Consider the following 16,485-nt stretch of genomic DNA (forward strand, 5'->3'; position numbering starts at 1 on the left):
GCTCCATCAACTTCTCATCCAGTTCTTAATCCTCAGGGAGCTACACCATGATGAACGCCATGCAGATGCAAATGCCGATGAACGCCAACATGCCGATGATGCCGATGACTGGCATGCCGATGATGATGGCGACCATGAGCTGCGACATGATGGACGACGGCATGATGTGCAAGATGATGCCGGCCGCTGGCATGGACATGGCCATGTTCAAGAACAGCGCGCAAATGATGCAGATGATGATGGACTGCGGCATGCCGATGATGATGCATTGCGGCAACATGAGCATGATGTGCATGTCCCCGGCGGCCATGGCCATGCCGATGATGAACATGATGATGCCGATGCCAATGATGGGCATGCCGATGCCATCGATGAAGTGCGTGATGGAATGCACCATGATGGCCGACTGCATGATGTGCAAAATCATGCCGATGCCGGGCATGAACATGGACATGATGAAGAACTGCTGCGCCCTGATGATGAAAATGATGAACGACTGCAGCATGCCGATGATGATGAGCTGCAACGGCATGCCGATGATGTGCTGCACCTGCTAAGTCTTCAGGCATGAAAAAGCCCGACCGGGAAATTCCCGGTCGGGCTTTTTGTTGTCTGTCTGTCAGTCCAGGCGTTCGGGGTAGGTCACCACCAGATACGCCACCGCTTCACTGTCGGCGGGGTTGCGGTAGCGGTGGGGCTGGTCGGCGTAAAACAGGATCGAGTCGCCTGTCGACAGCAGATAACGCTCGTCGTTGACGCTGATCTCCAGCACGCCCTGAGCCACCACCAGGTTTTCCTGCACGCCCGGGCCGTGGCCCTCGGATTGATCCTCGCCCAGCGGGCTCAGGCGCAGTTCGTAGAATTCCGACTGGCGCGCCACATCAAAGGGAAATAGCGCGCGGCTGACAAAGGCACCGCTGGCGCTGACCAGCCGCTTGCTCTGGCTCGCCGACAACACGGCCACGCCTTCGAACGCGCGATGTTCGAGAAACGCCGCCACCGACACCTTCAAACCCTTGGCGATTTTGCACAGCACCTTGATCGACGGCACGCTGCGCCCGGATTCGATCTGCGCCAGCATCGCCCGACTCACGCCGCACTGGCGGGCGAGGGCATCGAGCGACAGGTGCCGCTTGCCGCGCAGACGTTGCAGGTTCTGCGCGACACGTTCACAGATCGGGTCTTCTTCCAGGGAATCAAGGTTGTTCAGGTCCAGCACAGGTTCATCGGCGCTCGCCAGAAAGCGCGAGGGTTCACGCGCGTTCACGCTTGACGCGTCTCGCCGGAACGAGCGGCCTGCACCCACTGGTAAGCCTGATAACCGGCATTGCGCGCATACATTTCCCACATCAGCCGGGCCTGTTGCTGGGCGTGGCGGCGTTTGCGGTAGACGGCGAAGTCGATCAGGTTGTCAGTCGGTTTCATGGCGCACTTCACTGTGTTCAATGACGGGATGAGGTGAGAGTACGCCGAGATTTTTATAACGATAAATACTGATTTTTTATTTATTAATTCAATTGGGTTCTATATGAAATGATTGGCGCGCCGATGCAACCGGCGCGCCAATCCTTCATTTGCTGGCGTTCAACACAATCCGGTACCGCGCCTTGCCGCTGCGCAGATGATCAACAGCCTCATTGACCTTGCTCATCGGAAATTCCTCTACCTGCGGCAGGATCTGATGCCGCGCGCAGAATTCCAGCATGGTCGCTGCCGTGGCGGGCGAGCCGACCGGGGAGGCTGACAGGGATTTCTGTTGAGGAATGAAGTTGAACACGTGTACCGGAATCGCGTCGGGCACGATGCCGACGAAGTGCAACCTGCCCTTGCCGCGCAGGGTGGCGAGCATGGCCGTCCAGTCGAGGTTGGCGTTGGCGGTGATCAGCAGAAAGTCGAGGGTGCCGGCCATCGCTTTCAGCGCTTCGCTGTCGGTGGAGGCGACGACCTTGTGGGCGCCGAGGCGCTTGGCTTCGTCCTGTTTGCTCAGGGAAGAGGTGAACGCGGTAACGTCGCATCCCCAGGCATTGAGAAAACGCAGCGCCAGGTGCCCGAGGCCGCCGATGCCCACCACGCCGACCCGGTCGGTCGGCTTGATGTCGAATTCCACCAGCGGATTGAAGACCGTGGAGCCGGCGCAGAACAGCGGGCCGGCGAGGGCCGGGTCGAGGTTGTCCGGAAGCTTCAGCGCCCAGGCCCAGTGAGTGCGCAGTCGATCGGCGAAACCGCCATGGCTGCCGATGATCGTCGGTTTGGCGGTGGCGCAAAGGTGATGGGAACCGCCGATGCAGGACGAGCAATGCATGCAACTGCCCTTGTACCAGCCGATCCCCACGCGCTGACCGACCTCCAGACCACGTACCTGCGGGCCTGTGCGCACGATGCGGCCGACCACTTCATGGCCGGGAATGAACGGGTATTGGCTGATGCCCCAGTCGTTGTCGATCAGTGACTGGTCGGAGTGGCAGACGCCGCAATATTCCACGGCGACTTCGACTTCCTCATCCCCCAGCGGGCCAGGGTCGTAACTGAAGCGCTCCAGCGGCGCGCAGGCCGAGGTGGCGGCCCAGCCGGTGAATGTCGTGGGTTCGGTGTTATTGCTCATGGGACACCTCCAGGTCTGGCGCTGCGGGCGCAGCCTGAAGAGTCTAGCGTGTCATCGAGCGGGCGCTAGCCAAGTGTTAAGCACGCGCCGGTCGAGTTCTTCCCAGTCCGCCATGCCCAAAACGCGCGTGGTGTTCAGGCCGCGCAAATAGCCGCGCAGCTGATAGGCGACGGCCCGCACTGATTCGGAGTCGGCAACGTTCTGGCCCAGGACCGTTTCGTATTCGACAAGGTATTCCGCCACGCGGTCGCGGAATTCGGGCACGACCGCATCGCGGATCAGATCAAAGGTTCGCACGGGTAATCCTCATCTGTTTTCGTTGTGATTGAGTGTGCCGCAGTCTGCACGCCGCGCAACTATTGGTTCAAGTAATAGTGACCATCAAGAAACGCAAGTTCTGCTTTGGCACCGATGGGCGGAAAATCGCCTCCATCGAACACACCGCTGAAGGAATTGCGCGATGAAGACTTTGAACCGACTGGCTGTAGTCGCCCTGCTGATGGGCGGGGTGGCCGCTACCGTAGCCCCGGCTTATGCAGACGACGCCAAGTCGTGCCATTTTCTGCCCGTCGCCGCCAGCAGCGCCGCGTTGCAGCACTCGCAAACCGTCGGTGTGCTGTACAGCGAAAACACCCTGGACAACCTGCAATACCTCGAGCGTTACCACGACGTGGCGGTGAACGGAGCCAGGAATGCGCTCGATGCGCGGATCCGTGACGCCTTCGTCGACAGCTCCGACCCGGAGCTGGCCATCGACTGGCTGATGAGTTCGCTGCAACAACAGTTTCTCTCGGTGACCGTCTACGACAGCCTTGATGCGCTGGTACAGGCTCATCCGGACGTGGTGGTGATGCTCGACACCCACAACCGTCTGCTGACCCAACGCAACAGCCAGGTCGAAGCGCGGTTCGCCGCACGCTTCTATAACGCCAACCTGCAATACATCGGCAAGGCCGAGGGCGCGGTGGAGAAGCAACTGCCGTCGGTGTGGGTACACAACAAGGCAGCGCCCGAAATCGCTGCAGGGATCGAACAGCAACGCGATCTGCAACTGAGTGCCTTGAAGCAGTTCGATGACTCGCTCAAAGCCCTGGTGAGTGCAGGCTGAACACCCAAATCAAAAACGGCAACGGCAGTGCCCGTGACACTGAACGTTGCCGAAGAACCGAACCGTTTATTTTCAGGATTTTATCCATGCGTACCTTTTTTATCCCTGCCATGGCTTCTGCCACTTTGCTGCTGACCGCTTGCGCCTCTGCGCCGAACGATCCGACGCTGACCTTGCAGACGCACAAGACGCCCGCCCAGTACGCCGAATGCGTGGTGCCGAAACTGCAGGGCAGTGCGCTGAATCCGACCGTGTCGCAGACCCAGCGCAGCTACCGGATCGTGGTGCCAAGCAAGGTGGCGGCGGACAACGTTCTGGAAGCCTACAAGGCGCAGGACGGCGGCAAGGTGTTTTTGTATGAGCGCCACTTGCTGGCGTCGAGTTTCATGCCGTCGAGTTTTGAACGGGCTGCTCAGGAGTGCCTGTAACGCCTGACGGTTAACGCTTTTGACGATGCTCCTTTGGTTGGCCGCAACCAACCAATTCCTTTGCCCCGCACCTTGCGGGGCTTTTTTTGCCCGGCGTTTGGCGCAGCCGGCGCTACGCTGGATAGCGGAAAAGGTTTTCGGGAGTACAAGGATATGAAGAAGGACAGCAGCGGCGCGGCGACCGAGAATCCCTCTGTGCTGATCGACGCAAGAATCAAGGAACTGAACGACTGGCGCGGCCAGAAGCTGGCCGAGATCCGCGCGATCATTCATGAAGCGGACCCGGAGGTCGTCGAAGAGTGGAAGTGGCGCGGCGTTCCGGTCTGGTCGCACAACGGCATCATCTGCACCGGGGAAACCTACAAGGCCGTGGTGAAAATGACCTTCGCCAAAGGCGCGGCGCTGGAGGATCCGTCAGGACTGTTCAACGCCAGCCTGGAGGGCAATACCCGGCGGGCGATTGATATTCACGAAGACGACAAGATCGATGCAAAAGCTCTGAAAACGCTGGTGCGTTCGGCGATTACGTTGAATTCAAAGAAGTGATTTGCCGTTGAGGCAGAGATAAAACGGAGGAGGGTGAAACGAGGAAGAAAATGGCAGGGGCGGCTGGATTCGAACCAACGCATGGCAGGATCAAAACCTGCTGCCTTACCGCTTGGCGACGCCCCTGAAGCTATTGGTTTCAGTCCCGGGAGGACCTCTGCAACAGTGGGCGGCACTTTACCAGCGCTCTTGCGATCTGTGAACCCCTGAAGCCAATAAATTTCAGGGAAAACAGCTACTTATTTCCCGGACGGTATTGTCGGTCAGGTTTTTCGGGCTTTTCAGCGATTGCCAAGAAAACCGGCGCGACCGCTGTAGCCCGAAAACCTGGCAAAGACCTGCCTCGATGAACCGATCAGTTGCCGTCTGCAACCTTGCGTTCGATTTCGTCGACCTTGCGTTGCAACTCCTCAGCGTCCTGCTCCTTGGTGCGGGTCGACGAGGGCGTGATGACCTCATCCACGCCGCGGGTCTTGTCGTCCGGGTCCTCAAGATCGCGTTTCACCACATCGACCGGTTTGCCGGACGTATCCGTGGCTGGGGCTTTGCTGTCGTTGTTCATGGCACTGACCTCCGTTGGGTTAAACGTTGGATGCAGCGCCATGGAGCGAGTTCGAGTTTTTTGATGGCATTCAGGTCGGCGGCACAAACCAGCAATGAAAGCCTCGGTGGTATTCTGCGCAAACTGCATGCTATCAGCGGAAATATATTGTCCATGAACACGAATCGTGACCAATTTCCCTTGCCCGAAGACCTTAAGGTGTTCCTCACCGTCATCCGCAAGAACAGCTTTGCTAGCGCCGCCGACGAGTTGGGCTTCTCACCGGCCTACGTCAGCAAGCGCATCTCGGTGCTGGAAACCACGCTGGCGACCAAGCTGCTGCACCGCACCACCCGGCGCATTGCGCTGACCGACGACGGCGAGCGGGTGCGGATCTGGGCGGAGAAACTGCTGGGGGATTTCGATCAGTTTCTCGGCGAGATTTCCCAGGCCCGGCACCAGCCGGCGGGGTCGCTGCACATTTGCAGCAGCTTCGGTTTCGGCCGCAATCATGTGGCGCCGGCGATCAGCCAGTTGTCCCGCGCGTGCCCGAAACTCGACATTCGGCTCGACGTGTTCGACCGGGTGGTCGATCTGGTGGGCGAGGGCTTCGACCTGGAAATCCTCGTCGGCGATGATCTGCCGGGCCAGCATCTGGCGCGCAAACTGGTGAGCAACCGGCGCGTGCTGTGCGCTACGCCGGAATACCTCGAACGCCGGGGCACGCCGCAATCCCTTGAAGATCTGAAAGACCACGATTGTCTGGTGCTCAAGGAGCGTAACAACGCGTTCGGCATCTGGACCCTGAGCAAGGACGGCCAGGAAGAAACGGTGCGAGTGAATGGCCCGTTGTCCTCCAACAGCGGCGAGATTGTGCTGGAGTGGGCCTTGAGCGGCGGCGGGATTCTGTTGCGCTCGATGTGGGACGTCAAACCGATGCTCGAGCAGGGCAGGCTGGTGCAGGTGCTGGACGGCTACACCCAGAGCGCCAACGTCTGGGCGGTCTATCCGACCCGGCTCAGCGAGTCGGCGAAATTGCGGGTGTGCGTGGAGTTTCTGGAGGAGTACTTCCGCGATTTGTCCGTGGAATGAAAACGGGCGGTTCAATGAACCGCCCGTTTTTTTTTGCCATCAACCCAGCCAGGGATTGTCCGCCAGATGCCGTGCCTCAAAGGCGCGGATCTGCTCGGTGCGTTGCAGCGTGGTGCCGATGGCGTCCAGTCCCAGCAGCAGCGATTGTTTGCGCAACTGATCGATCTCGAAGCCGATCAGCGTGCCGTCCGCCAGCTCGATGGTTTGCTGTGCCAGGTTCACGCTGATTCGCGCGGTTTCCGGGACGCTGATCGCCTCGGCCACGCGCTTGAACTGCGCGTCGTCCAGCTGAATCGCCAACACGCCATTACGCTGGCAGTTGTCGTAGAAAATCCCGGCGAACGTGGTGCCGATCAGGGCCCGGATCCCCACTTGCTTCAAGCCCCATACCGCGTGTTCGCGGCTGGAGCCGCAACCGAAGTTGGGACCGGTCACCAGAAACGCCGCGTCCTGCCAGGCCGGTTGGTTGAGCACGAATTCAGGGTCGGGTTCGCCTGAAGCGAGAAAGCGCAAATCGAAGAACAGCCCGCGATCCAGCCCCTGACGATCGATGCCCTTGAGAAACTGCTTGGGCATGATCACGTCGGTGTCGATGTTGGATGCAAGAAACGGCGCGGCGCTGCCGCTGACGGTGTCGAAAGGTTGCATGGTTCAAGCCTCCAGCGCGACGGTGCGCACGTCAGTCAAATGGCCGCTGATGGCGGCGGCGGCGACCATCGCCGGGCTCATCAGGTGGGTGCGCGCACCGGCGCCCTGACGGCCTTCGAAGTTGCGATTGGTGCTCGACGCACAGCGATCACCCGGCGCGAGCACGTCGTCGTTCATCGCCAGGCACATCGAGCAACCCGATTGCCGCCACTCGAAACCGGCGTCGAGAAAAATCTGCGCCAGGCCTTCGTCCTCGGCCTGATTGCGCACCAGGGTCGAGCCGGGAACGATCATCGCCCGCACGTGGGCCGCCACACGCTTGCCGCGCACCACGCGGGCGACATCGCGCAAATCTTCGATCCGCGCATTGGTGCAGGAACCGATGAAGGCATGGCTGATCGTCACTTCGTTCAGCGGCATGCCGGGTGTCAGGCCCATGTAATCGAGGGCGCGCTGCAGTCCTTGACGCAGGATTGGATCGGGCTGGGCGGCCGGGTCCGGCACGTGCCCTTTGATCGGCGCGGCCTGATCGGGACTGGTGCCCCAGGTCACCATCGGCTCCAGCGCGGCGACATCGAGGATGACTTCGCGATCAAACACCGCGCCCTCGTCGCTGTGCAGGGTTTTCCAGCGTTCGACGGCCTGCTCCCAGACCTTGCCCTTGGGCGCACGCGGCTTGTGTTGCAGGTAGGCGAACACCTTGTCGTCCGGCGCCATGAACGCACCCCGGGCGCCGGCCTCGACGGCCATGTTGCAGATGGTCATGCGCGCCTCGACGCTGAGGGCGCTGATGGCCGGGCCGGTGAATTCGATGGCGTAACCGGTGGCGCCGGAAGCGCCGATCCTTTCGATCAGCGCCATGATGATGTCCTTGGACGTGACGCCTGCGCCGAGCTCACCGTTGACCGTTACCCGCAGGGTTTTCAGGCGCTTGTAGACCAGGGTCTGCGTCGCCAGCAGGTGCTCGATTTCCGAAGTGCCGATGCCGAAACCGAAGGCGCCCAGTGCGCCGTAAGTGGTGGTGTGGCTGTCACCGGCCGCGACCACCATGCCCGGCAAAATGAAGCCTTGCTCCGGCGCCACGACGTGTTCGATGCCCTGGCGCTTGTCCAGCACATCGAACAGCTCGATGCCGAAATCGCGGCAGTTTTCTTCGAAGTACGACACCTGGCGCGCACCCCCGGCGTCGGGCATGGTCGCGATGCGTTTCGGTGCGGTGGGGTTCACATGATCGACCACCGCCAGCGTCGCCGCAGGCCGCCACACCGTGCGCCCGGCCTCGCGCAGGCCGCTGAAGGCTTGCGGGCTGGTGTATTCGTTGGCGACCTGGCGGTCGATGTAAAGCAGCACGTGGCCCTGATCGTCGAGGGTGCAGACGGTGTGACTGTCGATGTGCTTCTGGTACAGCGTTCTCGGGCTGGGCATGGCTTGCGCTCTTTTCTGTCCGGGGCAAAAACAACATGAGGACAGAATATTGATCGCGGAAACGGCATCAAGAGCGCTTCAGTGAAGCCGTTGAACACGGATTGTGAGCAATTGCCGCAAGCCTACGCCCGTGTCTCCTCCGGCAACCTGGCAATCACCTTGATCTCGAACTGAAACCCATACAGCCACGTCACGCCGACCGCCGTAATGGTCGGATGCGGCGCCTCGCCCCAGAACTCGGGCACCACTTCCCAGATGGTTTCGAAGGTCGATTGCGGGTCGACCATGAATACCGTCACGTCCACCACGTCATCGAAACTGCCGCCGGCCGCGCCGAGGATCGCATTGAGATTGGTGAAGGCCAGTCGCACCTGTTGTTGCAGATCCGGCTCCGGCGAGCCGTCCTCAAGGCTGCCGACCTGGCCTGAGACAAACAGAAAACCGTTGGAACGAACCGCCGGGGAATAACGGTTGCGCTCGTAAAGCGCATGGCGTCCGGGCGGGAAAACCACATCGCGTTTTGGCTGGGCGTTAGTCATGGGGAGTCTCCTTCAATGGGTTGAAAACCTGCGATGGAGAAACTTTAGGGACTTGCCTCGGCGTGATAAACGCGCAACCTTGGCGTTCACTGTTTGCAAATCCCAAACAATCGAGCCGCTAACAGAGGTGGTGTATGGACCGTTTTGACGCGATGCAAGCCTTCGCCCGGGTGGTGGAGGCGGGGAGTTTCACCAAAGCCGCCGAGACGTTGCACATGAGCAAGACCACCGTGACCCAGCTCGTCCAGCAACTGGAGGCGCGGCTGCGAGTGAAGTTGCTCAATCGCACCACGCGCAAGGTCAACGCCACGGCGGACGGCGCGGCCTATTACGAGCGGGTGATCAAGTTGCTGGCGGACATGGACGACGCCGAGACCAGCCTTCCCGGCGCTGCGGCCCAGCCCAAGGGGCGCTTGCGGGTCGACGTACCCAGCCCCCTGGCCAATCTGATTCTGGTGCCGGCGCTGCCCGAGTTTTACGCGCGCTACCCGGAGATCCAGATCGACATGGGCGTCAGCGACCGGATCGTCGACATCATCGATGAAAACGTCGATTGCGTTATCCGTGGCGGCGAGCTGCGGGATCAGTCGCTGATGGCCCGGAAGGTGGCGGATCTTCAACTTGGCGTGTACGCCGCGCCGAGTTACCTGGCCCGCGCCGGCACCCCGATGCATCCCCGGGAGCTGGAAGACAGCCATCATCGGGTGGTCGGTTTCCTTTGGGCGCGCACTGGCAGGCCAGTGCCTTATACCTTGCGCAATGCCACGGAGAACCTGCTGATCAAGGGCCGGCATGTTCTGGCAGTCGATGATGGCAACGCCTATCTGGCCGCAGGCCTTGCCGGTCTGGGTGTGCTCTGGCTGCCGCGCTACATGTCGGCGGTGCACGAGGCCCGCGGTGAGTTGGTGGCGCTGTTCGAGGGTTGGGCGCTTGAACCGATGCCGCTGTACGTTGCGTACCCGCCGAACCGGCATATCAGCCAAAAGCTGCGGGTATTTATCGATTGGATCGTGGAATTGATGGCCACGCATGCCAATGGCGCGGAACTTGCTGGCGGCGCTCTCGGACTGTCAAAAAAATAGCGAATAACGGCAATCACAAAAGTCGACAGTCTGGATGCACCGCTATTCACCCCAGGAGCGTCACTCGCAATGAATATGTACATCGATATTGTCGGCGCGTGCAATTTGAGCTGCCCTTCGTGTCCGATGGGTAACTCGGAAAACGTCAACTTCAAGAAAGCCATGCAAGTTGACATGTTCAGGAAGATCGTCGAGAAGGCCCGCAGCGAAGGGGTCGAGGCGATTTTTCTGTATAACTGGACCGAGCCGTTGATCCACCCGCGAATCGGCGAGTTTGTCGAAATCATCAACGCGGCCGGTCTGCGCAGCGGTATCAGTTCCAACCTGAATCTGGCGAAAAACATGGAGACGGCGATGCTCGCCAATCCATGGTTCTTCCGTATCTCGCTGTCCGGGTTTTATCAGCAGACGTACGAACAGGGACACGTGGGCGGCGATATTGAAGTCGTCAAGGCCAACATGATCAAACTGCATGAGCTCAAGCAGCAACATGGCTTGAACACGCGGATCGAGGTCTATTACCACCGCTACCTGGACAACATGGAAGAAGAAGGGCTGATGCGCGAATTCAGCCAGAGCCTGGGCTTCCAGTTCTCGACCGGCTATTCAGTGATGATGCCGCTGGAGAAGACGCTGGCGCTGATCGAGCGCGACCCGTCGGTGACCGATACTGATCGCGAGACCCTGCAGCGACTCGCGCTGCCACCCTACGACGATCTGGTCAATCTGGTCCGCCAGTACCCTCAGCAGGCCTGCACGCTCAAGGATGACTGGCTGGTGCTCGACTGCAATGGCAACACCATCCTGTGTTGTTCGATTTTCAATCAGACCGAATATCAGGTCGGCAAATACCTGGACATGCCGCTGGCGCAACTGACCGAACGCAAGTCCACCCAGTCGAACTGCATCGACATGTGCAATCGCTGCGCGAACAACGGATTGCACATCTACTCGGCACACTCCAATCGGGGACCGCTGGAAAGTCACGCCGTCAACCGGATCATCGATTTCCAGCGGCGCACTATCATGGGGGCGCCGGTCGAGAGCGACAAGCTTGGGCGCAATGGCGAAGTCAGTGCCGAGAACTTCGACGAAGCGCAATACCTGCATATGAATCAGGACGTCAGGAATGCGATTTCCACGGGTGCGTTCACCAGCGGTTATCAGCATTACGTACTGTTCGGTCGACTGGAAGGCCGGCTCGGCGCAGGTCATTTCACGGCGGTCTGAACCTGCGGATCGGGTTCTGCCAGCTGAGTTGTCAGCCATTGACTGAAGCATCGCGCCATCGGGTCGTTCTCGCTGTCGCGGTGCGTCAGCATCGCCCAGTTCGGGCCGCGAATGGTTTGCTCCACCAGTGGCTGCAACAGCCCGTTTTGTTGCGCCTGCCGGCTGAGCAGCTGACTGACCAGCGCAATCCCCAGACCTGAACACGCCGCATCCAGCAGCAAGCCGGGATCAGAGAAATTCAAACCTTGATCCTGCTGGCCGACATCGATTCCCGACTCCACCGCCCAATGGCTCCAGTCCATTTCCCGCTCGCCGTGCAGCGTGGTCCGCTGCGCGCTCGGCACGCTTAACAAGCTCGGATGACACGCGGGGTAGAGGCGGTCGGCATGCAGCACCTTGAAGCTGCATTCAGCCTGCGAACTGATGTCGTCGCGCACCGCCAGATCGATGGTCTGGGTCGCCATGTCCGGCACTTCATCGGTGCTGAAAATCCACAGATCCACCTTCGGATGCTGACGGCGGAAATCCCCCAGCCGTGGCAGCAACCAGTGCCGGGCAAACGCCGGCGTGGTGTTGAGCACCAGTTGATTGGGTTTCTGGTATTGCCCCAGCCGCCGAATCCCTACCGACAGTTGCTGCAACATGGCCTGGGTGGTGCTGAGCAGATCGTGGCCGGCGTCGGTCAGGCTGACGCTGCGCCCGCTGCGGAAAAACAGCGGCTGTTCCAGATACGCCTCGAGGCTGCGGATCTGCTGGCTGATGGCCGACTGCGTGAGGCTCAGCTCCTCGGCAGCCTTGTGAAAACTGCCCAGCCTTGCAGCGGCTTCGAAGCCGCGCAACGAGCTGAGGGGTGGCCAGTGTTTCAGCATGATCGATAAGTTCCTCTAATCAGTTTTCCGCAAAATCCATCGTTTGTTTGCCCTTCAGGCCGCCATTAGCATGCATGTCAACGCCGCCAAGGCTGTTTTCATTGAACACAATGGCTTAACTCAAAGGGCTTTTTACCATGCAGCAGAACAAAAACAACAACAGCGGTTGGATGATGCCGGCAGAGTGGGTGACGCATGCGGCGACCTGGATGGTCTGGCCCCACAATCAGGCCCTGTGGGAGTCGGGCTGGGGCGTGACCTTGCCGTTGGTGCAGGAAGATTTCGCCCGCGTCGCCAACGCCATCGCCCGGTTCGAACCGGTGAAAATGGTCGTCGATCCGTCGGCCATCGCCCGTGCCAAAGCCTTGTGCGGACCGAACATCGAACTGATTCCGCTGGCGGTCAACGACAGCTGGTGCCGCGACTCCGGCCCGAGCTTCGTCGTTCATGCGGAGCAAGGTCTGGCCGGGGTGAGCTGGCGTTTTAACTCGTGGGGCGGCAAGTCGGCCCATGACCTGGACGAAAGCCTGGCCCGTCGCGTGCTCAATCACTTGGGCGGCGAGTGCTTCGGCACGGCGCTGAGCAACGAGGGCGGCGCGATCCACGTGGACGGCGAGGGCACGTTGATCACCACCGAATCGGTGCTGCTCAACCCCAACCGCAATCCCGGCGTGAGCAAGGCCGAGATGGAAGAGATCTTCAGCCGTCTGCTCGGCGTGAAGAAAACCATCTGGCTGCCGGGCGATCCGGATTACGTCACCGGCGACATGACCGACGGCCACGTCGATGGCGTCTGCGCCTTCGCTCGTCCCGGTGTGTTGCTGGTAGACGCGACTCACGATCGCAGTTCGGTGTACGCCGAAGTCGTGCGGGAAAACCGTCGAGCATTGGAACTGGCCACCGACGCCCGGGGCCGCAAATTCGAGTTGATCGAGTTGTACGAAGCCACCGATGCGGTGAACACCGAAGCCGAAGTGTTCTGCGCCTCGTACACCAACTTCTACATCGCCAACGGCGCGATCATCATGCCGGCGTACGGCATCGAGGCCGACCATGTGGCGGCAGAAACCCTGGCCAAAGCGTTCCCGGGTCGTGAAGTGGTGCCGGTGCAGATCAATCATCTGGCCCACGGTGGCGGCGGTGTGCACTGCATCACCCAGCAACAGCCAGCCTGGCCGGTGGAGGGTTGATCGATGACGATATTGAAAGTCGCCACCACCCAGATGCCGTGCACCTGGGACCTGAAAAGCAACCTTGATCGCGCCGAGCAGTTGGTGCGTGAAGCGGCTGGGCAGGGCGCGCAAGTGATCCTGTTGCAGGAGCTGTTCGCCACGCCGTATTTCTGCATCGAGCAGAGCCATCAGCACATGGCGCTGGCCGAGGAGCACCGCGACAGTCAGGTGCTGTCGCGCTTCGCCGCGCTGTCCCGTGAACTGGGCGTGGTGCTGCCGTTGAGCTGGTACGAGAAGGCCGGCAACGCCTACTTCAACTCGCTGAGCGTGGCGGATGCCGACGGGCGCCTGTTGGGCATGTACCGCAAGACCCACATCCCCAACGCCATCGGCTATCAAGAGAAGGAATATTTCAGCCCCGGCGACACCGGTTTCAAAGTCTGGGACACCGCGTTCGGTCGCCTCGGCGTCGGCATCTGCTGGGATCAGTGGTTCCCGGAAACCGCCCGCTGCCTGGCGTTGATGGGCGCTGAAGTGTTGCTGTTTCCGACCGCCATCGGCTCGGAACCGGGCTGCGCGGATCTGGATTCGCGGGACCACTGGCAGATGACCATGCGTGGCCACGCCGCTGCCAACCTGCTGCCGGTGATCGCTTCCAACCGGGTTGGCCGCGAAGTGGCGGGCACTGATGCGGCGCTGCAAATGAATTTCTACGGCTCGTCGTTCATCTGCAACCACAAGGGAAAAATGCTCGCCGAAGCCGATCGCGCCAGCACCGGCGTATTGGTGCAAAGCCTGGATCTGGCAGCCATGCGTGAAGATCGCCTGAGCTGGGGCATCTACCGCGACCGCCGCCCGGAAATGTACGGCGCCTTGTTGAGCCAGGACGGCCGTCACCTTAACGCCCGCTGGAATCCTCAAGGAGTCTGATATGCCTACTTCACACAAGTGGTTACTGGGCGCTCTGGGCCTGGCGCTGGCCGGTTTGATGCCTGCTGTACACGCCGAAGACAAGACCCTGCGGCTGTACAACTGGGCGGATTATTTCGCTGAAGGCACCTTGAGCAAATTCACCGCCGAAACCGGGATCAAGGTGATCTACGACGTGATGGACGGCAGCGAAACCCTGGAAGCCAAGATGCTCTCCGGCGGCAGCGGCTACGACCTGATCTTCCCCGGCGACACCGTGGCCGAACGCCTGATGCGCGCCGGCAGCCTGTTGCCGCTGGATCCTTCGAAAATCACGGCGATGAACGACATCGAGCCGGGCCTGCAAAAGCTGCGCAGCCATTACGAGCATTCGAACAAGGCCACGGTGCCGTACACCTGGGGCACCATCGGCCTGACCTACAACGCCGAGCAGATCAAGCAACGCATGGCCGACGCCCCGGTCAACAGCCTCGACATGCTGTTCAAACCGGAACTGGCCGCGAAGTTTGCCGATTGCGGGATTTCGATGATCGACTCGCCGGATGAAGTACTGGCCGTGGTGCTCAACTATCTGGGCCGCGACCCGCGCAGCGCCAAGCCTGCGGATCTGGCAGCGGCCAGTGACTTGCTGATGAAGCTGCGGCCGTACATCCGCAAGTTCCAGTCGCAACCGGTGACCGATCTGGTCAACGGCAACCTGTGCCTTTCCCTCGGCTACAGCGGCGACATGACCCAGGCCCAGCGCACTTCGGACAGCGCCGGCAAGCAGACCCGCTTCCAGTACCGCGTGCCGCGCGAGGGCACCACGGTGTGGATGGACACCATGGCCATTCCGGTGGATGCCAAACACCCGGAATACGCCTACGAATTCATCAACTTCGTGATGCGCCCGGAGAACATGGCCGCGATCAGCAATTTCACCGGTTACCCCACCTCAAACGCCAAGGCCCGGCCAAATGTGGACGAGGCGATGCGCAACAACCCGGACATCTACCTCGACGAAGCGACCTATGCTCGTCTGATACCGGGCAAGGACATTCCCCAGGCTGACATGCGCGCCCGCATGCGCACCTGGACCAAATTCAAGACCGCCACTGCACAGTGATTTTTCCGGGCTGCCTTGGTGGCCCCTTACCCATCAGGAACGTACACATGCCGACTCGTCGCGAGTTCATCAAACAGGTTTCAGTCGCCGCCGGCGCAGGCGCTGCTGTCATGGGCCTTGGCCTGTCACCGGCGCGTTTGCTGGCGGCCAGCGAAGGTCGCTGGTTCATGCCCGACGAGGGCGACAAACACGATCGCGCCTACATGGCCTTCGGCGCGCAGGACGCGATCTGGGAAGACTTCACCGAAGACGTCCAGGAAGCCCTCGGCCGGATCGCCCGCGCTATTGCCCGCTACGAACCGCTGACCATCTACTGCCGCAGCGGAGAACGCAGCTTGGCCGAAGAGATTTGCGGCACCTCCAATATCACCTACCAGATCGCCAACCTCGACGACATCTGGATGCGTGACATCAGCGCCAACTTCGTCATCGACGACAAGAATGGCCTGGGCGCGGTGGACTTCAACTTCAGCGGCTGGGGCAACAAGCAACAGCATTCGAAAGACGCGAAGATCGCCAAGCGCGTGGCGGCCGATGCGCAGGCGACCTACCAGCGCAGCGAACTGGTGGGCGAGGGCGGCGGCATCGAAGTCGACGGCCACGGCACCGCGATCATGACCGAAAGCTGCTGGGTCAACGAAAACCGCAACCCCGGCTGGAGCAAGGCTGACGTCGAGGCGGAACTGAAAGCACGCCTCGGTCTGCGCAAGATCATCTGGCTGCCGGGCATCAAGGGCAAGGACATCACCGACGCCCACGTCGATTTCTACGCGCGCTTCGTCACGCCCGGCGTGGTGATCGCCAACCTCGACACCGACCCGCGCTCCTACGACAACAAGGTCACCCTGGCGCACCTGGAAATCCTGAAAAAGGCCACCGACGCCGACGGTCGCCCGTTGCAGATCCACACCGTTTCGCCACCGCTGAAACCGCGCAAGACCAAATTCAACAAAGACAACGACGATTTCGCCGCCGGTTACATCAACTATTTCGTGATCAACGGCGCGGTGATCGCCCCGGAGTTTGGCGACAAGGACGCCGACAAAAAGGCCTTCGACCTGCTGAAAAAACTCTACCCGAACCGCGACGTGGTGCAGATCAACATCGATGCCATTGCGGCCGGCGGTGGCGGGATTCACTGCGTGACCAGTCACCAGCCGGCGTAAGG

General features: G+C 60.8%; 20 protein-coding genes and 1 tRNA gene. 11 read left to right on the forward strand and 10 right to left on the reverse strand.

The genetic code is table 11. The annotated features are described in order from the left end of the window. Positions 1–47 precede the first annotated feature (47 nt). On the forward strand, positions 48–557 hold the full coding sequence (locus ACEN93_RS00685; protein WP_074690788.1) for a hypothetical protein: 510 nt from the start codon (positions 48–50) through the stop codon (positions 555–557). A gap of 62 nt (positions 558–619) precedes the next feature. Here ACEN93_RS00685 and ACEN93_RS00690 read toward each other — a convergent pair whose 3' ends face one another. The 4 genes from ACEN93_RS00690 to ACEN93_RS00705 form a co-directional block, all read right to left on the reverse strand. After that, the gene (locus tag ACEN93_RS00690; RefSeq protein ID WP_162130482.1) at positions 620–1,210 is read right to left on the reverse strand and encodes a helix-turn-helix domain-containing protein; all 591 of its coding nucleotides are present in this window, start codon (positions 1,208–1,210) and stop codon (positions 620–622) included. A gap of 53 nt (positions 1,211–1,263) precedes the next feature. Continuing rightward, the gene (locus tag ACEN93_RS00695; protein ID WP_166673434.1) at positions 1,264–1,425 is read right to left on the reverse strand and encodes a hypothetical protein; all 162 of its coding nucleotides are present in this window, start codon (positions 1,423–1,425) and stop codon (positions 1,264–1,266) included. A gap of 145 nt (positions 1,426–1,570) precedes the next feature. After that, positions 1,571–2,602, reverse strand: a complete 1,032-nt coding sequence (gene ahr / locus ACEN93_RS00700) for an NADPH-dependent aldehyde reductase Ahr (protein WP_495610870.1) — start codon at positions 2,600–2,602, stop codon at positions 1,571–1,573. A gap of 51 nt (positions 2,603–2,653) precedes the next feature. Continuing rightward, positions 2,654–2,899, reverse strand: a complete 246-nt coding sequence (locus ACEN93_RS00705; RefSeq protein WP_039773074.1) for a hypothetical protein — start codon at positions 2,897–2,899, stop codon at positions 2,654–2,656. Positions 2,900–3,062: 163 nt separating this feature from the next. Between ACEN93_RS00705 and ACEN93_RS00710 the strand changes: the two genes are divergently transcribed. The 3 genes from ACEN93_RS00710 (at position 3,063) to ACEN93_RS00720 (ending at position 4,684) form a co-directional block, all read left to right on the forward strand. Beyond that, entirely contained in the window at positions 3,063–3,710 is a 648-nt protein-coding gene (locus ACEN93_RS00710) for a hypothetical protein (RefSeq protein ID WP_039773075.1), read from the forward strand. A gap of 86 nt (positions 3,711–3,796) precedes the next feature. Further along, complete coding sequence (locus ACEN93_RS00715) at positions 3,797–4,138, forward strand: YajG family lipoprotein (protein ID WP_074690790.1); 342 nt, start codon at positions 3,797–3,799, stop codon at positions 4,136–4,138. A 153-nt stretch (positions 4,139–4,291) separates the two neighbouring features. Beyond that, the gene (locus ACEN93_RS00720; RefSeq protein ID WP_085611866.1) at positions 4,292–4,684 is read left to right on the forward strand and encodes a DUF1801 domain-containing protein; all 393 of its coding nucleotides are present in this window, start codon (positions 4,292–4,294) and stop codon (positions 4,682–4,684) included. A 51-nt stretch (positions 4,685–4,735) separates the two neighbouring features. Here the strand turns inward: ACEN93_RS00720 and ACEN93_RS00725 are convergent. Both ACEN93_RS00725 and ACEN93_RS00730 read right to left on the reverse strand, forming a co-directional pair. Then, positions 4,736–4,810, reverse strand: a tRNA-Gln gene (locus ACEN93_RS00725). Positions 4,811–5,039: 229 nt separating this feature from the next. Further along, positions 5,040–5,246, reverse strand: coding sequence for a hypothetical protein (locus ACEN93_RS00730; protein WP_039773079.1), 207 nt, complete (start codon positions 5,244–5,246; stop codon positions 5,040–5,042). A gap of 153 nt (positions 5,247–5,399) precedes the next feature. Between ACEN93_RS00730 and ACEN93_RS00735 the strand changes: the two genes are divergently transcribed. Next, complete coding sequence (locus tag ACEN93_RS00735) at positions 5,400–6,317, forward strand: LysR substrate-binding domain-containing protein (RefSeq protein WP_039773187.1); 918 nt, start codon at positions 5,400–5,402, stop codon at positions 6,315–6,317. 39 nt (positions 6,318–6,356) lie between these two features. Here ACEN93_RS00735 and leuD read toward each other — a convergent pair whose 3' ends face one another. From leuD to ACEN93_RS00750, 3 genes are all read right to left on the reverse strand, one after another. Beyond that, a complete protein-coding gene (gene leuD, locus ACEN93_RS00740; RefSeq protein ID WP_103387377.1) occupies positions 6,357–6,965 on the reverse strand; it encodes a 3-isopropylmalate dehydratase small subunit in 609 nt (202 codons plus the stop codon). 3 nt (positions 6,966–6,968) lie between these two features. Continuing rightward, the gene (gene leuC, locus ACEN93_RS00745) at positions 6,969–8,390 is read right to left on the reverse strand and encodes a 3-isopropylmalate dehydratase large subunit (protein ID WP_495610871.1); all 1,422 of its coding nucleotides are present in this window, start codon (positions 8,388–8,390) and stop codon (positions 6,969–6,971) included. Positions 8,391–8,512: 122 nt separating this feature from the next. Further along, positions 8,513–8,929: a RidA family protein gene (locus ACEN93_RS00750; RefSeq protein ID WP_064595819.1), complete on the reverse strand. Its 417-nt coding sequence runs from the start codon at positions 8,927–8,929 to the stop codon at positions 8,513–8,515. A 134-nt stretch (positions 8,930–9,063) separates the two neighbouring features. Between ACEN93_RS00750 and ACEN93_RS00755 the strand changes: the two genes are divergently transcribed. Further along, positions 9,064–10,011 carry a LysR family transcriptional regulator gene (locus ACEN93_RS00755; RefSeq protein WP_039773086.1) on the forward strand — a complete coding sequence of 316 codons (948 nt, stop codon included), beginning with the start codon at positions 9,064–9,066 and terminating at the stop codon, positions 10,009–10,011. Between the two features lie 69 nt (positions 10,012–10,080). Next, on the forward strand, positions 10,081–11,241 hold the full coding sequence (locus ACEN93_RS00760) for a radical SAM protein (RefSeq protein WP_074690795.1): 1,161 nt from the start codon (positions 10,081–10,083) through the stop codon (positions 11,239–11,241). Here ACEN93_RS00760 and ACEN93_RS00765 read toward each other — a convergent pair. Next, positions 11,223–12,110 carry a LysR substrate-binding domain-containing protein gene (locus ACEN93_RS00765; RefSeq protein ID WP_039773090.1) on the reverse strand — a complete coding sequence of 296 codons (888 nt, stop codon included), beginning with the start codon at positions 12,108–12,110 and terminating at the stop codon, positions 11,223–11,225. The genes ACEN93_RS00760 and ACEN93_RS00765 overlap by 19 nt on opposite strands. A 137-nt stretch (positions 12,111–12,247) precedes the next feature. Here ACEN93_RS00765 and ACEN93_RS00770 point away from each other — a divergent pair, with 137 nt between their 5' ends. Genes ACEN93_RS00770 through ACEN93_RS00785 form a run of 4 tightly spaced genes read left to right on the forward strand, consistent with a single transcriptional unit; the run spans position 12,248 to position 16,483 of the window. Next, entirely contained in the window at positions 12,248–13,300 is a 1,053-nt protein-coding gene (locus ACEN93_RS00770; protein ID WP_495610872.1) for an agmatine deiminase family protein, read from the forward strand. 3 nt (positions 13,301–13,303) lie between these two features. After that, positions 13,304–14,212, forward strand: coding sequence for an N-carbamoylputrescine amidase (aguB, locus tag ACEN93_RS00775; RefSeq protein ID WP_495610873.1), 909 nt, complete (start codon positions 13,304–13,306; stop codon positions 14,210–14,212). Position 14,213: 1 nt separating this feature from the next. Continuing rightward, positions 14,214–15,317 carry an extracellular solute-binding protein gene (locus ACEN93_RS00780; protein WP_495610874.1) on the forward strand — a complete coding sequence of 368 codons (1,104 nt, stop codon included), beginning with the start codon at positions 14,214–14,216 and terminating at the stop codon, positions 15,315–15,317. 47 nt (positions 15,318–15,364) lie between these two features. Then, positions 15,365–16,483, forward strand: a complete 1,119-nt coding sequence (locus ACEN93_RS00785) for an agmatine deiminase family protein (protein WP_495610875.1) — start codon at positions 15,365–15,367, stop codon at positions 16,481–16,483. Positions 16,484–16,485: the final 2 nt, after the last annotated feature.

The sequence above is a fragment of the Pseudomonas sp. Pseusp21 genome, from assembly GCF_059492145.1.

What these genes read in the sequence shown, in the direction of transcription:
- ACEN93_RS00685 (WP_074690788.1), top strand. Translation starts at nt 48, where the DNA reads ATGATGAACGCCATGCAGATGCAAATGCCGATGAACGCCAACATGCCG.
- ACEN93_RS00695 (WP_166673434.1), bottom strand. Translation starts at nt 1,425, where the DNA reads ATGAAACCGACTGACAACCTGATCGACTTCGCCGTCTACCGCAAACGC.
- ahr (WP_495610870.1), bottom strand. Translation starts at nt 2,602, where the DNA reads ATGAGCAATAACACCGAACCCACGACATTCACCGGCTGGGCCGCCACC.
- ACEN93_RS00710 (WP_039773075.1), top strand. Translation starts at nt 3,063, where the DNA reads ATGAAGACTTTGAACCGACTGGCTGTAGTCGCCCTGCTGATGGGCGGG.
- ACEN93_RS00715 (WP_074690790.1), top strand. Translation starts at nt 3,797, where the DNA reads ATGCGTACCTTTTTTATCCCTGCCATGGCTTCTGCCACTTTGCTGCTG.
- ACEN93_RS00720 (WP_085611866.1), top strand. Translation starts at nt 4,292, where the DNA reads ATGAAGAAGGACAGCAGCGGCGCGGCGACCGAGAATCCCTCTGTGCTG.
- ACEN93_RS00730 (WP_039773079.1), bottom strand. Translation starts at nt 5,246, where the DNA reads ATGAACAACGACAGCAAAGCCCCAGCCACGGATACGTCCGGCAAACCG.
- ACEN93_RS00735 (WP_039773187.1), top strand. Translation starts at nt 5,400, where the DNA reads ATGAACACGAATCGTGACCAATTTCCCTTGCCCGAAGACCTTAAGGTG.
- leuD (WP_103387377.1), bottom strand. Translation starts at nt 6,965, where the DNA reads ATGCAACCTTTCGACACCGTCAGCGGCAGCGCCGCGCCGTTTCTTGCA.
- leuC (WP_495610871.1), bottom strand. Translation starts at nt 8,390, where the DNA reads ATGCCCAGCCCGAGAACGCTGTACCAGAAGCACATCGACAGTCACACC.
- ACEN93_RS00750 (WP_064595819.1), bottom strand. Translation starts at nt 8,929, where the DNA reads ATGACTAACGCCCAGCCAAAACGCGATGTGGTTTTCCCGCCCGGACGC.
- ACEN93_RS00755 (WP_039773086.1), top strand. Translation starts at nt 9,064, where the DNA reads ATGGACCGTTTTGACGCGATGCAAGCCTTCGCCCGGGTGGTGGAGGCG.
- ACEN93_RS00760 (WP_074690795.1), top strand. Translation starts at nt 10,081, where the DNA reads ATGAATATGTACATCGATATTGTCGGCGCGTGCAATTTGAGCTGCCCT.
- ACEN93_RS00765 (WP_039773090.1), bottom strand. Translation starts at nt 12,110, where the DNA reads ATGCTGAAACACTGGCCACCCCTCAGCTCGTTGCGCGGCTTCGAAGCC.
- ACEN93_RS00770 (WP_495610872.1), top strand. Translation starts at nt 12,248, where the DNA reads ATGCAGCAGAACAAAAACAACAACAGCGGTTGGATGATGCCGGCAGAG.
- aguB (WP_495610873.1), top strand. Translation starts at nt 13,304, where the DNA reads ATGACGATATTGAAAGTCGCCACCACCCAGATGCCGTGCACCTGGGAC.
- ACEN93_RS00780 (WP_495610874.1), top strand. Translation starts at nt 14,214, where the DNA reads ATGCCTACTTCACACAAGTGGTTACTGGGCGCTCTGGGCCTGGCGCTG.
- ACEN93_RS00785 (WP_495610875.1), top strand. Translation starts at nt 15,365, where the DNA reads ATGCCGACTCGTCGCGAGTTCATCAAACAGGTTTCAGTCGCCGCCGGC.